16 protein-coding genes are annotated in these 16,605 nt (G+C 48.4%); 10 read left to right on the top strand and 6 right to left on the bottom strand.

The genetic code is table 11. The features are described 5' to 3' along the window. Positions 1-3: 3 nt before the first annotated feature. Entirely contained in the window at positions 4-1,017 is a 1,014-nt protein-coding gene (locus MK185_08930) for a class I SAM-dependent methyltransferase (protein ID MCH2040745.1), read from the bottom strand. Further along, positions 1,014-1,940, bottom strand: coding sequence for a MerR family transcriptional regulator (locus MK185_08925; protein MCH2040744.1), 927 nt, complete (start codon positions 1,938-1,940; stop codon positions 1,014-1,016). The genes MK185_08930 and MK185_08925 overlap by 4 nt, the downstream gene beginning before the upstream one ends. 173 nt (positions 1,941-2,113) lie before the next feature. Here MK185_08925 and MK185_08920 point away from each other — a divergent pair, with 173 nt between their 5' ends. Further along, positions 2,114-2,569, top strand: a complete 456-nt coding sequence (locus MK185_08920) for a PAS domain-containing protein (protein ID MCH2040743.1) — start codon at positions 2,114-2,116, stop codon at positions 2,567-2,569. Positions 2,570-2,620: 51 nt separating this feature from the next. Here MK185_08920 and ppa read toward each other — a convergent pair whose 3' ends face one another. Then, positions 2,621-3,154 (bottom strand): inorganic diphosphatase, encoded by a 534-nt coding sequence (gene ppa, locus MK185_08915; GenBank protein MCH2040742.1) that lies wholly within the window; start codon positions 3,152-3,154, stop codon positions 2,621-2,623. A 229-nt stretch (positions 3,155-3,383) separates the two neighbouring features. Here ppa and MK185_08910 point away from each other — a divergent pair, with 229 nt between their 5' ends. The 3 genes from MK185_08910 to MK185_08900 are packed head-to-tail and all read left to right on the top strand — an operon-like array spanning position 3,384 to position 8,302. Next, positions 3,384-5,552, top strand: coding sequence for a TonB-dependent receptor (locus tag MK185_08910; GenBank protein ID MCH2040741.1), 2,169 nt, complete (start codon positions 3,384-3,386; stop codon positions 5,550-5,552). A 26-nt stretch (positions 5,553-5,578) separates the two neighbouring features. Then, positions 5,579-6,430, top strand: a complete 852-nt coding sequence (locus MK185_08905; protein ID MCH2040740.1) for a hypothetical protein — start codon at positions 5,579-5,581, stop codon at positions 6,428-6,430. Then, positions 6,431-8,302 (top strand): response regulator, encoded by a 1,872-nt coding sequence (locus MK185_08900; protein MCH2040739.1) that lies wholly within the window; start codon positions 6,431-6,433, stop codon positions 8,300-8,302. It begins immediately after the preceding gene. A 37-nt stretch (positions 8,303-8,339) separates the two neighbouring features. Here MK185_08900 and MK185_08895 read toward each other — a convergent pair whose 3' ends face one another. Continuing rightward, positions 8,340-9,191 (bottom strand): TatD family hydrolase, encoded by an 852-nt coding sequence (locus MK185_08895; GenBank protein MCH2040738.1) that lies wholly within the window; start codon positions 9,189-9,191, stop codon positions 8,340-8,342. A 42-nt stretch (positions 9,192-9,233) separates the two neighbouring features. Next, the gene (locus MK185_08890; GenBank protein MCH2040737.1) at positions 9,234-9,821 is read right to left on the bottom strand and encodes a lysophospholipid acyltransferase family protein; all 588 of its coding nucleotides are present in this window, start codon (positions 9,819-9,821) and stop codon (positions 9,234-9,236) included. Between the two features lie 338 nt (positions 9,822-10,159). Here MK185_08890 and MK185_08885 point away from each other — a divergent pair, with 338 nt between their 5' ends. The 4 genes from MK185_08885 (at position 10,160) to MK185_08870 (ending at position 13,059) form a co-directional block, all read left to right on the top strand. Continuing rightward, positions 10,160-10,624 (top strand): methylated-DNA--[protein]-cysteine S-methyltransferase, encoded by a 465-nt coding sequence (locus tag MK185_08885; protein MCH2040736.1) that lies wholly within the window; start codon positions 10,160-10,162, stop codon positions 10,622-10,624. Positions 10,625-10,707: 83 nt separating this feature from the next. Then, on the top strand, positions 10,708-10,863 hold the full coding sequence (locus MK185_08880) for a hypothetical protein (GenBank protein MCH2040735.1): 156 nt from the start codon (positions 10,708-10,710) through the stop codon (positions 10,861-10,863). A gap of 310 nt (positions 10,864-11,173) precedes the next feature. Next, a complete protein-coding gene (locus MK185_08875; GenBank protein MCH2040734.1) occupies positions 11,174-12,373 on the top strand; it encodes a 3-deoxy-7-phosphoheptulonate synthase in 1,200 nt (399 codons plus the stop codon). 56 nt (positions 12,374-12,429) lie between these two features. Further along, the gene (locus MK185_08870; GenBank protein MCH2040733.1) at positions 12,430-13,059 is read left to right on the top strand and encodes a scramblase; all 630 of its coding nucleotides are present in this window, start codon (positions 12,430-12,432) and stop codon (positions 13,057-13,059) included. 42 nt (positions 13,060-13,101) lie between these two features. Here the strand turns inward: MK185_08870 and MK185_08865 are convergent, their stop codons facing one another. Continuing rightward, positions 13,102-14,160, bottom strand: coding sequence for a tRNA-dihydrouridine synthase family protein (locus tag MK185_08865; protein MCH2040732.1), 1,059 nt, complete (start codon positions 14,158-14,160; stop codon positions 13,102-13,104). Positions 14,161-14,479: 319 nt separating this feature from the next. Here MK185_08865 and MK185_08860 point away from each other — a divergent pair, with 319 nt between their 5' ends. Further along, positions 14,480-14,725, top strand: a complete 246-nt coding sequence (locus tag MK185_08860; GenBank protein MCH2040731.1) for an OadG family protein — start codon at positions 14,480-14,482, stop codon at positions 14,723-14,725. Positions 14,726-14,821: 96 nt separating this feature from the next. Continuing rightward, entirely contained in the window at positions 14,822-16,597 is a 1,776-nt protein-coding gene (gene oadA, locus MK185_08855; GenBank protein ID MCH2040730.1) for a sodium-extruding oxaloacetate decarboxylase subunit alpha, read from the top strand. Positions 16,598-16,605 lie beyond the last annotated feature (8 nt).

Here is a 16,605-nt window from a genome sequence, read left to right as displayed (position 1 = left end):
CCGTTAGTTCCCTTTAATCTGGCTCAGGCACAATATTTTAAAGCCGTCTTGTTGAGCCAGTATCTCAACGCTGGCAAAGCTCTGCAGGGCCCACTCCTCATAAGCCAGGTGACGGTTAGCGACTATCCATAACTGGCCATCACTCACCAAATGTTTCTTTGCCTGGCGGAACAGATCTTCAGCAAACTGATAGTTTGTTTCTTTGCCTTGATGGAAGGGCGGGTTGCTGATGATGTAATCAAACAGACCATCAATTTGCTGCAGGCCATCACTGGCGGTCACGTTCGCAGCAGCACCCAGTCGCATGCTATTGAGTTGGGCACTTCTCAAGGCGAATGCATCGACATCAGCGAGAGTAATATCAAGAGCATTCTGGCGTTGTTTCAAACTCAGACCAATCACACCACTGCCACAACCCAGGTCGAGCACTTTGCCATGGGCCGGAGCAGCTAAGTGTTCCAGCAAAACGCGAGTTCCGGTATCCAGTTTACCGTGACTGAATACCCCTGGCAGCGTCATATAGGCCTGTTTATCCCAGGTAAACGACTGAGCCTGCTTCAGCCAGTTGAAGCTGTCGGTACGAATCAAGTCCAGTTGCCATAACGAGCAGCGCCGCGCACTGTCGAGTTTTTCACTGTTTCGGGTGAGGTCGGCGCAGGCTTTTCCGATGCTCTTTCCACCGGCATCGTTGGCCGCAACAGCAAAACAACGATCAGCATGGCTTGAGGTAAACTGAATCAGACTTTTCGCCAGAGGTTTGGATTTAGGCCATAACACGATGATGTGCTCTGGTTGCCAGTCAAGGCAGTCGTTTTGGGGAACTGCAAATTGCTTGAGTGCATTATCGAGCTGGTTGTAGCGGATGTAGGTTTGCCAGTCCCAGGTCAGAATTCGGGCACCCTGCGCAATCACTAGTTGCTGCCAGTCGCTGCTGAGTTCAGCACCATTACCGATGATTAATGCCCGTTTCAGAAGGTCTGGGTGTCGTTGTAAGATTTCGTAGACGGGCTGGCTCATGCCGGCATTCCTGTTAATAAATCCCGAACCGTTAGTGCGGATTCCTGAATGTCTTTGGAGACTGGAATCAGATTGTGATGGGGCAGGGTATCGTTCATTGTTGTTGGCAGACCGATAACGAAGATGGGCTTGCCAGACTCGATCGCCGCTTGTTGCAGCTGCTTAAACTGGGCTGAATCAGCGCTTTCCGTCATTTGTACCAGGAAGGCTTGCCACGGACCGGATGTGATCAGCTCTGTGATGTTCGAGCCGTTTAAAAACCCACTGAAATAATGAGGGCGCAAACCGAGTTGTTTCAGTAATACTGCCATTAACAGAAGCGATACATCGTCTTGCTGACTGAAGTTGGTGATCGCAATTGCTGCTTGCTCCTGAGCAGCAGCATTGCTGTTGTCGTATAGACGGGTTGCCAGTCGAGCCTGTAAAAAAGCCGAATAAAAACCCAGCCTGGCTTTGCCCAATTCCGCCTGGCACTGATCTTTCAGTTGGTTGTAAATCGGGATTAACAAAAACCTCAGCGTAATATCGACCGGAAAATAGCGTGTCGCTTCTTCAAAAACAGCATCAAGCGTCTGCTCGTCAAAGTTGTGAAGTGCCTGATGAAGCGTCTCGCGGTAGTGTTGCCACTGTGAGGTTTGCTCTGCACTGTCGACTTTCAGTGGCGCCGTCTCGATGCTGTTCTCGCTCAGCATGGCTTGCGCCTGCGAGATGGGAATGCCACGGTTGAGCAAGCCAACTACTTGTTTGATCAGACGGATATCTACGTCAGAGTACAGGCGATGACCTTTTGCTGTGCGTTTTGGACTTAACAGGTTGTAGCGTCGCTCCCAGGCGCGCAGTGTAATTGCATTAACACCGGTTTGCTGAGAAACCACCCGGATGGGAAAATAGGCGGCTTGACCGTCGTTGTTGCTACTCGCCATTGTGTACTCTTACTTTAGGTTCGCTATGAGGCTTGATTTTATAAGTACTTATACACAATGTAAAAGAATTGGCGAAAAGTGATGCGTAACTTCGACATTGATCTTTTTCTTCTCAACGTGTCGTAGTAAATTACCGGGTATGAATTTGTTCTTTTTCTCTCCGGAGGCGGTCATTGGACTCCAATACGGCAATTGATCTTGATTTACTGAAGAAAGCTGTTGATGCTTCCAGCGAAGGTATTGTTATTGCCGAGCGTGAAGGTGATGACAACATTCTGATTTACGTGAACAAAGCGTTTGAGAGGCTGACAGGTTATGAAGCGGATGAAATCCTCTTCCAAGACTGTCGTTTTCTGCAGGCGGGTGATCGTGATCAGCAAGCGCTGAATGATCTCAAAGTCGCACTCGAACACGACGAAAGTGCTCGTGTTGTGATTCGTAACTACCGCAAGGATGGCAGCTTGTTTTGGAACGAGCTGAGTATTTCACCGGTATTTAACGAATTGGACCAGCTGATGTACTACATTGGCGTACAAAAAGATGTCACCGCTCAGATTGCCGCTGAACAGCGGGCTGATAAAGCCGAAGAAGAGTTACGCTTATTGAAGCAGAAGTTTGGTATCGAATAACTGACAACAAAAAAGGAGCTCATGGCTCCTTTTTTGTTGTTCGACACTGGCTTACTTGGCGTCGTGGTAAGCTTTGGCAGAGTCGACGATCATCTTACGCGCGTCGTCAGCATTACCCCAGCCCTGAACTTTTACCCACTTGCCTTTTTCCAGGTCTTTGTAGTTCTCGAAGAAATGCTTGATCTGTTCACGCAGCAATTCAGGTACATCGTTGATATCCTGAACGTCGTTATACAGCTGAGTCAGTTTCTCATGTGGTACTGCAACCAGCTTCGCATCTTCACCTGCTTCGTCTTCCATGTTCAGCACGCCAACAGGGCGGGCACGGATTACAGAACCTGGCTGCACTGGGTATGGAGTTACAACCAGCACATCTAATGGATCGCCATCGTCAGCCAGAGTGTCATTAATGTAGCCGTAGTTCGCTGGGTAGAACATTGGAGTGGCCATAAAACGGTCAACCATCAGGCAGTCCATGTCTTTGTCGATCTCGTATTTGATCGGAGAGTGGTTTGCAGGGATCTCAATAACAACATAAACGTCGTTAGGCAGATCTTTACCAGCTGAAATCGCGTTGTAGCTCATAATAAATTCCGGTTAATGATTCGGTTAATGAATGGAATGGCCGGATTATAGCGGCTAGACGCTTGCTCTTACAGCCTGCCAACAGTATAAATATCAGCCGATAGTTGTAGGTGAGGGTATTCCTTTTACTAAAGTGCCGTATATGCCTAGACTCAATGGAGCCCCCGCGCCCAGACAATTTTTTATGACTTGTAAAATGATCTGTAAAAGCAAGCTGACTAGCAAACTTATGACACGGCATGGACTTGCATTACCATTGCTGCTGTTAACTGCGATAAAAGCCAATGCAATCGAAGAGTTCGAGCTGGATTCACCCTTTATTCTCGAAGACGATATTCCCGTTGTATTAACCGCCGCGCGTCTGAAACAACCGCGCGCGGAAGTGCCTGCCAGTGTCACCGTGATCACCGCTGAGCAGATTCAGGCTTGGGGTGTGCGCACCATTCCGGAATTGATGCGTTTTGTGCCGGGCATGTTTATTGGTCATGGCGATGACGAAAACAATGCATCCGTTATCTACCACGCCTCGACGCCTAATATCATGCGCCGATTACAGGTTTTAATTGATGGACGATCGGTATTCAAAGCGGCAATCGCTTCAGTCGTCTGGGATGATATTCCCCTTGCACTTGAAGATATTGCGCGGATTGAAGTAACTCGTGGACCCAATGCGGCCACTTACGGTGCCAATTCGTTTTTGGGCGTTATAAACATCATCAGTAAACATCCGGCAGACACGCTCGGAACTCGAGTGCGCTACCGTAACGGTAACCAGGGGTACGATGATTCATTTGTAAGCTACTCCGGAGCCGAGGATCAATTAAGTTACCGGGTTAGTGCCCAGATTAATGCCGATGACGGTTTTGATGGCAGTGGTGCGACCAATAAAGACGAGTATCGCAACAGCCGGCGGCATGGTTTTGTTTCCGCCTATGTCAGTCGACAACTTGATGCCTATTCACACTTGGATGTTCAGGGCTCTTATAAAAAAGGACACACTGATATTCGTAAGGAAGAAGCTTACGATACAACGTTCCCCGATCAGAAAACTGAGCAGGGGCATTTATGGGTGAAATGGAATAACGAGTTCAGCAGTCGTCATTTTTCTCATTTGCAGGCTTACTGGCAAATCGATAGCCGCACGCAAAAGGCTGACGCTTGCGTGCCTACTGCGGGGATAGATCCGGATTTGTTTAAGCTTTATCAAATCAACCCCGGGTTGGCGAATGCCTTGTTTCGCAATGGATTTCCTGCTGAGTTAATCGCGACCGCTAATGAAGACGAGTTAGCGTTGATTACCAAAACAGCTGGTCGGGCTCTAGTGCCAGGGGTAAACCCTTACCAGGAAGTTTGCGGATATACTGACCGCAGCGTTCAGGAGCAGCGATTTGACATTGAATGGCAGGATACCGTGCAATGGAGCCCGCAGTTCCGCACAGTTTCAGGTGTGAGTTTGCGTCGCGATGACGTGAGTTCGAAAACGTTATTCGATGGTAATGCTCACAACGATACCTATCGCTTGTTTGCGAATGCTGAGTGGCGAGTCACCGACTGGCTGATCTTTAACGGTGGTGGTATGTACGAAATCGAAGATCAGAATGACGATGCTTTCTCGCCGCGTTTTGCCGTGAATTTTTTGCTGGCGCCACAACATAGCATCCGTGCTGTTTTCTCTCAGGCTGTGCGTTCGCCCGATCTGGTTGAACAATCGCCCGATTACAGTATCCGCATTAATGACTTGAGTGACAATTACCTGAATCTGGATTCTGGCAGCATTTTTGTTAACCAAGCCGATATAAAACGTGACCTGGACCACGAAAAAATCACCAGTGTTGAACTGGGATATTATGGCAAAACCGGTGATTTTGAGTGGGACCTCAAACTTTATCGGGATGAGCTAACCCAGTTAATCTCAAATCCCATTGCCTTAAAAACCACGGTTATTAGCTCTGATAATGAAATGACAATTGACGGTGCAGAGCTGCAATTTACCTGGAATGTTACTAAACGAGACTGGCTGCGTATTGCTACCGCATACGTTAATACCAACTTTGAACTGGGCAGCACTGCCGGCCTTGATGACCAGGAAATTAAAAACCTGAATCGCGTAGAAACCCGCGCCACCGCAAAAGACAGCATAGTAGCCAGCTGGCATCATGCGGGCAATGGCTGGAATGCAACGGCTTCACATTTCTGGTATGACGCATATGAGAACAACCCGTCACGCCGTTATCGTCGATACGAGGTTAATGTCAGAAAAGAATGGCAAATAAATGGTTACACACCATGGATCGGAGTGTTCTGGCATCATATCATTGACGACAACCCTCTTGTCTACGGTAATCAGGACTATGCCACTGATGACTTGTATTACTTGCAGGTTGGTCTGAACTTCTAATCATGGGCTTCGCAGGCAAGGATGCAATGCACACGATAATCAAACTTCTGCTGCTTCTGACTGTAATCAGTCGGGCAGAAGCTGCTGATATTGCTGTTTTAAGTCACAAAAAAATGGGATCGGTGACACAGCTGGCGCAGTTGCTCTCTGAGCAGCTGCAGCAAGATGTCGATGTTGGTCTGATTACCGATGACTTTCCTGTTGATTCTTATAAAGCCGTTGTTCTTGCTGGCCCCCAGGCTGTGTCTGGCTGGCGGGGCAAGCAGCTGGCTGTTGCTGTGTTTACCAGTCGGAAAGTAGTGCAGCAGTATAAAAGTAAGCTCGCTTCAGCGATTTTTATTGAACCCCCTCTGACACGCCAGATCCGCCTGGCAACAACGATTCTGGGTGATGATAAACCCTTTGGTATTTTAGTCGCTGACCTTACGCCCTGGCATCAAACAGTAAAGGCCGTAAAGGAGATCGCCAATGTGCGTTGGTATGCAGTCTCTGAGTATCAGAATCTTAATCGGGCTTTGGTGGAATTACTGCGTAACAATGAAGCCTTAATCGGTGTTTATGATCCCAAGCTATATAGCTCAGCGAATATTAAGAACATTCTGATTACGGCGTATCGCCAGAATAAACCTTTGATTGGCCCTTCCAGCGCTTATATTAAAGCCGGTGCATTAGCGACGACCTACAGCGATATTCCGGATGTGGCTAAGCGTTTATCAGAAATACTACAACAGGGGCTTGAAACAGGGTCTTGGCCAGAGCCGGACTTTAATCATTATTTTAACGTCCGCTACAACGAGCAAGTAGGGCGTTCACTTAACTTGCTGCTCCCGCCGGAACATAAACTGCAAGAAGCCATTTCTCAGCAGGAGGCGAAATAAATGAAGTTTCGCCAGTGGTCGTTGCGTCGTCGGATCTTATTGGTTGCTGCATTTCCGACCTGTGCTGCCGTCCTGATCCTGACGGCATTCCATATGCTACAGCGTTGGGACGATGTGCGTGCAGAACAGAACAGTATCGCTTTGCTGATTCTTGAAGATCTTGCGGCAGCGGTAGAGTACCCGCTTATTTCTGGTAACTACGATCTGATTGATCCCTTGGTAAAGCCTGCGTTGCAGCAGCCAGGGGTCGTCGCGATTGAGTTTCAGGATCCTGCTGGCGCGCAATTATTAAACTTCAAGCATGAACAGTACGATTCCGTTGCAGTCGAAGATATCCATATCCTGAGCTTTCAGGTGAACATGAAGCTGGAACCGCTGGATGAGTTCTCTGAATACGATGAGGTCGAAGCGGGTTCTCCGCAGTTTCAGTTGTTGGCGACGATCAACCTCAGTATGACCGACGCCTTCACGCGTGAGCGCGAAATTACCATTATGTGGCAGTCGGCAATCGCCGGACTGATTGTGGTACTCATTGCTGCATTCGTCAGCCATCTGACGTCTTACGATATTATTGCTTCCCTCGAGAAGCTGTCGGAGTTTTTCTCACGATTGGCGAGAGGGGAAAACAGCGCGCGAATATCAGTGGAAAACGGGGCTGAAGTTGGCCGACTTCAGGTAAGCGCCAATCAGCTTGCTTATTCGCTTCAACAGGCGGAAGAAGATCAAAAAGTGTACACCGAGCGGTTGATGGAGGAGCAGGTCAAAACTCAGCAAGCCAGCCGTGCGAAAAGTGAATTTCTGGCGATGATGAGCCACGAATTCCGTACCCCGCTTAACGGTGCCATTGGTATGCTGCAACTGATGGAGCAAGGGCAGTCAGCGGCGGAATTTGATGATTATAAGGCCATGGCTGAGCAATCATTGACCCATCTGACACAGCTGTTGGAGGATGTTCTGGTTGTTGTTGATACTGAGAAAAATAAACTTCAGGTTTTGTTTTCGGATCATAAAGTTGAGGAGATTCTGGCCAACTTAATGGATGCGTTTACCGCATCTGCCATGAATAAAGGCATTTCCTTAGTGGTTGACTACGACCGTTGCCTGAAAAACAAAGCCATCCGTACGGATCCTTCGCTGGTCAGGCAAATCGTCCGCCACCTTCTTGATAATGCGCTGAAATTTACCGAAGAGGGGATGGTGATTGTTGAATTGGGCATTCATGAGCGCGGTGGTCAGAGCTACCTTTGGATTCAGGTGTCCGACAGTGGTATTGGTATCCCTGATCAGAAAAAACGTGAGGTTCTGGAAGCATTCAAGCAAGCCAGCTCATCCTTCAGCCGGCGCTACGACGGTGTTGGATTGGGTCTGACAATTACCAATCACATCAGTCAGATTCTGGGCGGTCATCTGGTTCTGCGTGACAATGCCAGTGGCGGTACTCAGGTTGAGGTTCAGTTTCCGGTCGAGGTTGTTGCGCGTCGCGATGGTTTTGGGAATGTCCAGGCTGATAGTCAACGCCAGGTTCTGATCGTTGAGGATAATCTGGTTAATATGAAGGTTGCTGAAAAGATGTTACTTAAGAGTTTCAGTAACATGAATGTCGATACTGTGGAATCCGGTGAACGCTGTTTAGACGTGGTAATAAACAATCGCTACGACCTGATTCTTATGGACTGCCAGATGCCCGGCCTGGATGGTTTTGAAACCAGCAGGCAACTGCGTGAATTTGGTTTTCATCAACCGATTGTTGCCTGCACTGCTAATACGACAGATCAGATTTATGAACGCTGTATCGATTCCGGTATGAATGATTACATTGCTAAACCACTGAAGGTCGAGACCATTCGCAAGGCACTTGAGCGCTGGTTATAAATCATGCCAGCACTCTCAGTGGCTATGATCAGGCAACTCAGCTAAAGAAAGTGCTTACAGAGTTGCTGTAGGTTTGCTGCAATACTTGCTCGACCGATATTGCTTTCACATCGGCGATTTTTTCGGCAATGAACGGCAAATACTTCGGTGCGTTTTCATTGCCACGATAAGGCACTGGCGTTAGATACGGCGCATCCGTTTCCAGTAGCAGGTTTTCCAATGGCGTTTGTGCTACCACTTCGCGAACATTGTCGGCTTTATTGAAGGTAACAATGCCATTAATTCCAAGGCAAAAGCCTAAGTCCACTGCAATTTTTGCCAGCTCCAGCCCTGAAGTAAAGCTGTGTACTACGCCCTTTTTTGGCATCTGGGGGGCGTATTCCTGCAGAATTTCGATGGTGTCTTCGTCTGCTTCGCGGGTGTGAATGACGACGGGGAGTTCACAATCAATGGCCAGTTGTAACTGCCGTTTAAACACTTTTCTTTGTACATCCCGGTCACAGTGATCGTAGAAATAATCGAGGCCGATTTCCCCAACAGCAACAATTTTTGGGTTCGTTGCATGTGTCTGAATGTAGTTGTCCGCAGCCTCATCAAATGAAGCGGCCTCATGGGGATGAACCCCTAATGTTGCATAAACATCTTCATGACGTTCAGCCAAACCAAGTGCTGTAGGCATATTGTCGGGTTGCACGGCAATCGTCATAAAGCGTTCCACCCCAATGGCACGACCGGCAGCCAGGATTTCTTCTGGTTCTCCTTCTTTCAGGTAATCCAGATGGAAGTGGGTTTCGATAATAGGTAACTGATAATGCGGAATATCGCGGCGCTTTTTCTTGCTCATGACGACAATAAAACTGTGTGGTAACTCGGTCGGGCAGTTTAACACAGACCAGAATGCATCGTTGGCCTGTGTCGGTAATGACTGCTATCAGTTGGCGTGATATTGGTCTTCTTTTCTGCCGCTGATCGCAGCGTAAATGCCTTTAATTTCTTCCATGTCGGTTTCGATATCTCCGGTAGTGGTATAGGTACCTTTAATGCCACCGCGCTTATTTTTGTAATCCAGAAACCCCATCAGGATAGGAACATCCGCACCGTGTGCAATGTGGTAGAAACCTGTTTTCCAGTACGTTACTTTCGAACGAGTACCCTCTGGTGGCACTATCAAAAACAGTTGATCATTTTCATTGATCGCGTCAATGGATGCCTGAACCATATTGTTGGCTTTGGAGCGATCAACAGGAACGCCACCCATCCACATCATCAGGCTTTTAAAAGGAGGCTTGAATATTTGCTCTTTACCCATCCAGTAAATTTTCGCTCGGAGTTTAAACGCGATAAACAGCATAAAAGGCAGATCCCAGTTGCTGGTGTGCGGCGCCGCAATCATGACGCACTTTTTCAGATCCTTTGGAATTTCCCCTTCGGCTTTCCAGCCAGCCAGTTTCAACGCAAGGATGGATATCCAGCGCAGAAGGGTCTTCAGGATCGGGGTGTCAAACATGGTGGTATGCATACGTTGTCTCTGATCGTATCGTAAAGGCGCGCGGATCATACTCTGCTTATCCCGTTAGCTGAATAGGCAAATTGATCGCGCAGGCTGTCATATTAGGCCAATTCTCAATTTAATTCCGTGTCAGAGTGCATTGATTACTCAAAACTACCGGTCAGGCGTAATAATCAGGGTAAGCTATCGAATCTTGCCTCGTAGCAAGGGTCATTCAGTTGTAATTGGAGTAACAAATGCCGGTATTGCATGCTCGCACCCCAGGAAAAATAACTCAGCGAGAAGGACCTGTTTGCCTGGTTGTCGCGTCCCCGTTGGGTGATATCGTGATCCGAGGAGAGAGGGATGTGATCCGTAGTATTCGTTTTCAGCCGGGGCAGGCGAATCAGAATACCGATATTGCTGACTGGGTTGATCGCTGTCGTCAGCAAGTCACTGCGTATTGTTGCGGCGAACTGCAGACGTTTGATCTGCCGGTCAAGCCATTAGGTACTGATTTCCAGCAACAAGTCTGGTTGGCGCTGCAGCAAATTCCTTATGGAGAGTTACGCAGTTATCAGCAGTTAGCTGAAGCGATCAACAACCCGGGTTCCGTCCGAGCGGTGGCCAGTGCTAATGCCAGAAATCCCGTCAGTCTGGTCGTCCCCTGTCACCGTGTTATTGGCTCTGATAACGCGTTACGTGGCTACGCTGGCGGCATTGAGACCAAGGCAAAGCTGTTGGAGTTGGAAGGCCATCAGATTCAAACGGGCGAAATTACCCTCACTTCTAAGGTGTTGGATCACCGTCAAACGGAGTTTGAATTGCGTTGAACATGGCAGGAAAAAGGTAAAAGCCATCAATGACAGTTAAAAAGCAGGTTGCAATCTGATTCAGGATCATTAGTATCAAGCTCATGAATATTTCGAATACACGTAGCGCAAACATCATCGCTGAGCATCAATCAGCGAATTCAGTACAGGCTAAGAATGGTCTGGTCGCTGCTGCTCCTGTGTATTTTTGGTGGTATGGCTTTGGCTATTTTAGTCAGAAGTCGGGTATCGCCAGCTAAAATGTAAAGTTGGCAGTCCCGGCGAAACGCCAGACTGCCTCCAGGGAACAAGAAAACCCCGATTGGTAGTCAGCCAGTCGGGGTTTTTTATTGGTCGTCGTTTTTCACAAAAGCAAAAAGCGACACACTGAAGAGAGCAATGAGATGGAAACACTCTGCATTCAGAAGATTTTAATTTCTCAACCTGTTGACGCCGGAGGCGTGAGGGCAGCAGGTCGATTTAGCTTTGCTGGCTATTTTAGCCCGGGCTTAATGCGTCGTTGGTGATATTCGCCAACAGCCGTTAAGTCCGGGCTCGATAGAAAAAGATATGAACGTGTACAACATAAAACAGCAACATCCAGCAGATACAACAGCTAAATTAAGTGAGAAAAAGATGACAACTTCAGTGACAACCTTAGATCAAACAAACAATCTGCCAGCCGATGATCAGCAGTCTGAAAAACTGGCAGCGAATGATCCGGCAGTACGCAAGGTACGTACGCCACGCGATTTAAAGCAACAGCTGGCGTTAACCGATGAACTGGTTTTACAAATTGACCAGCAGCGCCAGCAAATTCGCGATGTACTCAATGGTGACGACGAGCGTTTATTAATTGTTACCGGCCCATGTTCTCTTCACGATGAAGCAGCAGCGTTGGATTATGGTAAGCGCCTGGCGGCATTAAATGAGCAGCTCAGCGATAAACTATTGATTGTGATGCGCGCTTACGTGGAAAAGCCACGTACTCATATTGGTTGGAAGGGTTTAGCATACGATCCGGAACGTGATGGTCGTGGCAATATGGAGCAGGGTGTCACCCGTTCCCGACAGTTAATGATTCAATTGGCAGAGCTTGGTCTGCCGTTGGCGACCGAGGCGCTGAATCCATTAACCATGCTGTACCTGGATGATCTGGTGAGCTGGACAGCTATTGGCGCCCGCACGGCTGAATCACAAACTCACCGTGAAATGGTGAGTCATTTGCCGATGCCGGTTGGCATTAAAAATGGTACTGATGGCTCGGCAACCACCGCAGTCAATGCCATGATTTCAGCGCGGCATAGTCACCATACGCTGGGTCTGGATGTCGATGGGCAGATTGCCATGTTAGACACTCCAGGAAACCCGGATACACATCTGGTATTGCGTGGTGGTAAGAATATTCAGGGTCAAACCATCACGAATTATGATGCCGATAGTATTGCCGCTTCATTAACTACGCTGGCGGCGGGCGGGGTAAACGCCAAGGTGATGGTCGATTGCAGTCACGACAACGCTGAGAAACAACACTTGCGTCAGATTGATATCGCTAAAGCAGTGGTTTCTCAGCGAGCTGGTCTCGAAAACAAACAACGTAATAAAGCAATTATTGGCTTAATGCTGGAGAGCTTCCTGGAAGAAGGTAAGCAAGGCATGAATGGCGAAAGTGGCGATGGCCAGCTAACTTACGGTAAGTCGATTACCGATCCTTGTATTAGCTGGGGGCAGACAGCAGAGCTGCTAGCTGATCTGTATAATTTGCTTTGAAGTAATATAGACAGGTGCTGTTTTTTGCACCTGTTTTGAAAACGAACTGGAAAAGTATGGAAATAGAGGAAGACACTTTATTAGTCAGGCAGTTGGTTGATTTTAATGAAATTATTCTGCCACTGGAGAGCACAAATCGTTATGAAATCAGGAATAAAGCCGGCGATGGGTCCTACTTTGCTTTTGAGATAGGAGGACGCCGCTGGTTCTCTCTATTGGTGAGATCCGTGCTTTCAGGGCATAGGCCATTCACTCTCAGAATAGTGAATGATGATAACAGAGATGTATTAACCGCTTATCGCCCATTTCGTTTTTATTTTCACCGATTGGATGTATTTGAGGATGGCCAATGGATTGGAGCGGTTCAAAGGAAGTTCAGTCCAGTGAATAAGCTGTTCGAAGTTCTCGATTGCGATGGAAACTTACTTTGTGAAATTAAGGGACCATTATGGAAACCGTGGACATTTGATATTGTCCAAAATCAGAAAGTGTATGGAATTATTCGAAAATCATGGCGAGGGTGGGCCGAGGAGTTTCTCACGGATGCTGATACCTTTGGTATTCAATTTCCAGACGGAGCAACTTCGAAGGAAAAGAAAGTTCTGTTAGCCGCCGTTTTTCTCATCGACTTTATTTATTTTGAGGGTAATGAAGGTCAAAATTACATATCAAATTACAAAATCTGAGTGTTCAGCAGTGATCATTAAATTGAAATAGACAACGGCAATTCAAAAACCACTATGCTGATACTGTTTAAAATCCTCCCGCTGTGGAGGATTTTTTTCGACCTCAAGAATCGCCTGATCTAACTTATCAAAAAACACCGCTTTATCCCGCTCACGTTTTACCTGCTGGAATACCGCAGAAATCTCCGGCGATTGCATGGTGAAATAATGCAGCCATTGCTTTAAGCGATCGGTGAGCTGTTTGTCGTTGAGATGCTGCAGGTCGTCTGCCAGCTTGCGGAACAGTTGCAAGTGCTGTTGCCAGCCCTGTGGCTGATAATCTGAGCCCGAATGTTGCGCCTTGATACGTAAGCCAAGATCCGGCGTTGCTACTAAACCGCGACCAATCATCAGAATATCCGAACCACTTTCCTGGATACATTGTTGCGCGTTATCCGGAGTCCAGATCTCGCCATTGGCCAGAACCGGTATTGAAAGTCGATCCTTTATTCGTGAAATCCATTCCCAGTATGCCGGTGGTTTATACCCCTCGATTTTCGTGCGGGCATGTACGGTCAACCATTGGATACCCGCCGATGCCAACGCCTCGGCATTTTCCAGCGCCAGAGTTTTGTCTTTAAAACCCAGGCGCATCTTGGCAGACACAGGGATATCGTCCGGAACGGCCTTGCGCACGGCGGCAGCAATTTCGTGAATCAATCCTGGCCATTGTAATAACACAGCCCCGCCTTGGCTTTTATTCACGGTTTTTGCCGGGCAACCAAAATTGAGGTCGATGGCGGGGGCGCCCATGCGAGCTACTTTGGCTGCGTTTTCCGCCATCAGTTGCGGGTCGCTTCCCAGCAGCTGAACGTGAACCGGTGTTCCGGCTCGGGTTTTTCCGCGGTGTTCACCGGAGTAGGCCAGTTCCGGGCTAAACCGTTTGAACACTCGTTCCGGATAAACCTGCTGAGTAATTCGCACAAACTCGGTAACGCAGTGATCAATACCGCCAACGGCGGTTAACAATTCGCGGAAATGGCCATCCATTAACCCTTCCATTGGCGCCAGGGCAATATAAGGAGATTGGCAATCAGAGAAGGGGAGAGAACCGGTAAACATAAGATGACAGCTGAGAAACGCACAATGGGAACCGATTATACGCTGGAGTGATTGAGCACTCTAGTGGTATAAGTTTTGTGAATGACGAATAACACTGGTCATTATATCCTACGATTCACCTTACTACTGGCGCATTTTACGTGACAGCTGGTTATTAATTAACCTAATGGCAACCAGTTTAAGTTGCGCCAGTCAGACCTTTTAAGTACTCTACGGCGGCTTACTATCCCCATAACTGTGCGTTTCGTAAGGGTAATTCCTCAAGAAAGTTGAGTGAAAGGGGTGGGAGCTTCGACACAAAAAACAGAGGACGCCTGACATGACTGAGCCAAGTCTCGTCTCTCAAGGTTTAGACCTGATGGTATTCGGTATGGGAGTCGTATTTGTATTCCTGACCATGTTGGTATTCGTAACCAGCGCCATGTCTAAACTGGTGAACAAAATCGCGCCGGAAGAAGAAGTAGTTGCTACACCAGCACCTGCCGCTCCGACCCAGGGCGTGGACCCACTGCTGCTAAAAGTATTGTCTGCGGCAGTTAAAGAGCATCGCGCGCGCCAAAAATAACGAAACAACGTTATTAATAGCTACCAAAAGTAGTAGCCCGCGAATTTGGATTACCCAAACGTTTACAACGTTAACGGATTGAAAAGGCCATCACCCATGACCGATTCTAAAAAACCTTTAGGTATCACCGACGTCGTTCTGCGCGACGCACACCAGTCCATCCTGGCGACTCGTATGCGCATTGACGACATGCTTCCCATTGCTGAAAAGCTGGATCAAGTAGGCTACTGGTCTCTTGAATCCTGGGGCGGCGCAACATTTGATTCTTGCATCCGCTTCCTGGGCGAAGACCCATGGGATCGCATTCGCGAATTCAAGAAAGCCATGCCAAAAACCCCGCATCAAATGCTGTTGCGCGGTCAGAACCTGCTTGGCTACCGTCATTATGCTGACGACGTAGTTGATAAATTCGTAGAGCGCGCTGCTACCAACGGTGTAGACGTTTTCCGTGTATTCGACGCGATGAACGACCCGCGTAACCTGGAAACTGCATTAAAAGCAGTTAAGAAACAGGGTAAACACGCACAGGGAACACTGTCGTTTACAACTTCTCCAGTTCACACCATGGATGCATGGGTTGATCTGGCGAAACAGATTGAAGATATGGGCGCAGACTCTATCGCCATTAAAGACATGGCCGGTATTCTGACCCCGTATGACGCGTTTGATCTGGTTACTAAGCTGAAAGCGCAGACTGACCTGGAAGTGCAACTGCATGCACACGCAACCGCTGGCATGTCCGACATGACCATCCTGAAAGCGGTAGAAGCAGGCATTGATCGCGTTGATACAGCCATCTCCTCTATGTCCATGACCTATGGTCACACCGCAACCGAATCTGTGGTTGCGGCGCTGGCAGGTACCGAACGCGATACTGGCATCGACCTGTTATTGCTGGAAGAAATTGCAGCTTATTTCCGCGATGTTCGTAAGAAATACGCGAAGTATGAAGGCGCTCTGCGTGGTACCGATTCCCGTATTCTGGTTGCTCAGGTTCCGGGTGGCATGTTGACCAACATGGAAAACCAGCTGCGAGAGCAGGGTGCTTCTGACAAATTCGATGAAGTATTAAAAGAAATCCCACGCGTTCGTGAAGATCTGGGTCATATCCCTCTGGTAACTCCGACTTCTCAGATCGTTGGTACTCAGGCGGTACTGAATGTACTGACTGGCGAGCGTTACAAGTCTATTTCGAAAGAAACCCAGGGCATTCTGAAAGGCGAATACGGTGCTGCACCGGCACCTATGAATGCTGAGCTGCAAGCGCGCGTTCTGGATGGTGCTGAAGCAATTACTTGTCGTCCGGCTGACTTGCTGGAAAACGAGATGGACAAGATCATCGCAGACGTTGACGCACTGGCTGCCGATAAAGGTATCAAGCTGGCCACTGACAAAATCGACGACGCTCTGACTTATGCTCTGTTCCCACAGATTGCTCCTAAGTTCCTGGAAAACCGTGGTAACCCGGATGCCTTCGAACCAGCTCCTAAAGGCGCTGATGAAGACACTTTCACCGTAAATGTTGATGGCAACGAATACGTAGTGAAAGTGGATGAAGGCGGCGACGTTAAAGAACTGGCTCCTGTAAACGGTGCTCCAATCAGCTTGGGCGGCGCAGCGCCAGCGGCTGGTGCTGCTCCTGCTGCAGCCGTAGGTGGTGGTGATCCAATCGCTGCGCCTTTGGCTGGTAACGTGTGGAAAGTTCTGGTTCAGCCGGGTCAGCAAGTTGCTGAAGGCGACGTGGTTCTGATCCTGGAAGCCATGAAGATGGAAACCGAAGTTCGTGCACCGCGCGCTGGCACCATCGGCAGCATTGCTGCGGCTGAAGGTTCTGCAGTTAAGGTTGGCGACACTCTGTACACGCTGGCTTAATGGGGGCT

The sequence above is a fragment of the Saccharospirillaceae bacterium genome, from assembly GCA_022448365.1.
Lineage (GTDB): Bacteria > Pseudomonadota > Gammaproteobacteria > Pseudomonadales > Oceanobacteraceae > Bacterioplanoides.
This window is presented reverse-complemented; position numbering and strand designations above follow the sequence as displayed.

Bases quoted from the DNA above. Each gene is read 5' to 3' on its own strand.
- MK185_08930 (MCH2040745.1), bottom strand. From the start codon at position 1,017: ATGAGCCAGCCCGTCTACGAAATCTTACAACGACACCCAGACCTTCTG.
- MK185_08925 (MCH2040744.1), bottom strand. From the start codon at position 1,940: ATGGCGAGTAGCAACAACGACGGTCAAGCCGCCTATTTTCCCATCCGG.
- ppa (MCH2040742.1), bottom strand. From the start codon at position 3,154: ATGAGCTACAACGCGATTTCAGCTGGTAAAGATCTGCCTAACGACGTT.
- MK185_08910 (MCH2040741.1), top strand. From the start codon at position 3,384: ATGACACGGCATGGACTTGCATTACCATTGCTGCTGTTAACTGCGATA.
- MK185_08905 (MCH2040740.1), top strand. From the start codon at position 5,579: ATGCACACGATAATCAAACTTCTGCTGCTTCTGACTGTAATCAGTCGG.
- MK185_08900 (MCH2040739.1), top strand. From the start codon at position 6,431: ATGAAGTTTCGCCAGTGGTCGTTGCGTCGTCGGATCTTATTGGTTGCT.
- MK185_08890 (MCH2040737.1), bottom strand. From the start codon at position 9,821: ATGCATACCACCATGTTTGACACCCCGATCCTGAAGACCCTTCTGCGC.
- MK185_08880 (MCH2040735.1), top strand. From the start codon at position 10,708: ATGAATATTTCGAATACACGTAGCGCAAACATCATCGCTGAGCATCAA.
- MK185_08875 (MCH2040734.1), top strand. From the start codon at position 11,174: ATGAACGTGTACAACATAAAACAGCAACATCCAGCAGATACAACAGCT.
- MK185_08870 (MCH2040733.1), top strand. From the start codon at position 12,430: ATGGAAATAGAGGAAGACACTTTATTAGTCAGGCAGTTGGTTGATTTT.
- MK185_08865 (MCH2040732.1), bottom strand. From the start codon at position 14,160: ATGTTTACCGGTTCTCTCCCCTTCTCTGATTGCCAATCTCCTTATATT.
- MK185_08860 (MCH2040731.1), top strand. From the start codon at position 14,480: ATGACTGAGCCAAGTCTCGTCTCTCAAGGTTTAGACCTGATGGTATTC.
- oadA (MCH2040730.1), top strand. From the start codon at position 14,822: ATGACCGATTCTAAAAAACCTTTAGGTATCACCGACGTCGTTCTGCGC.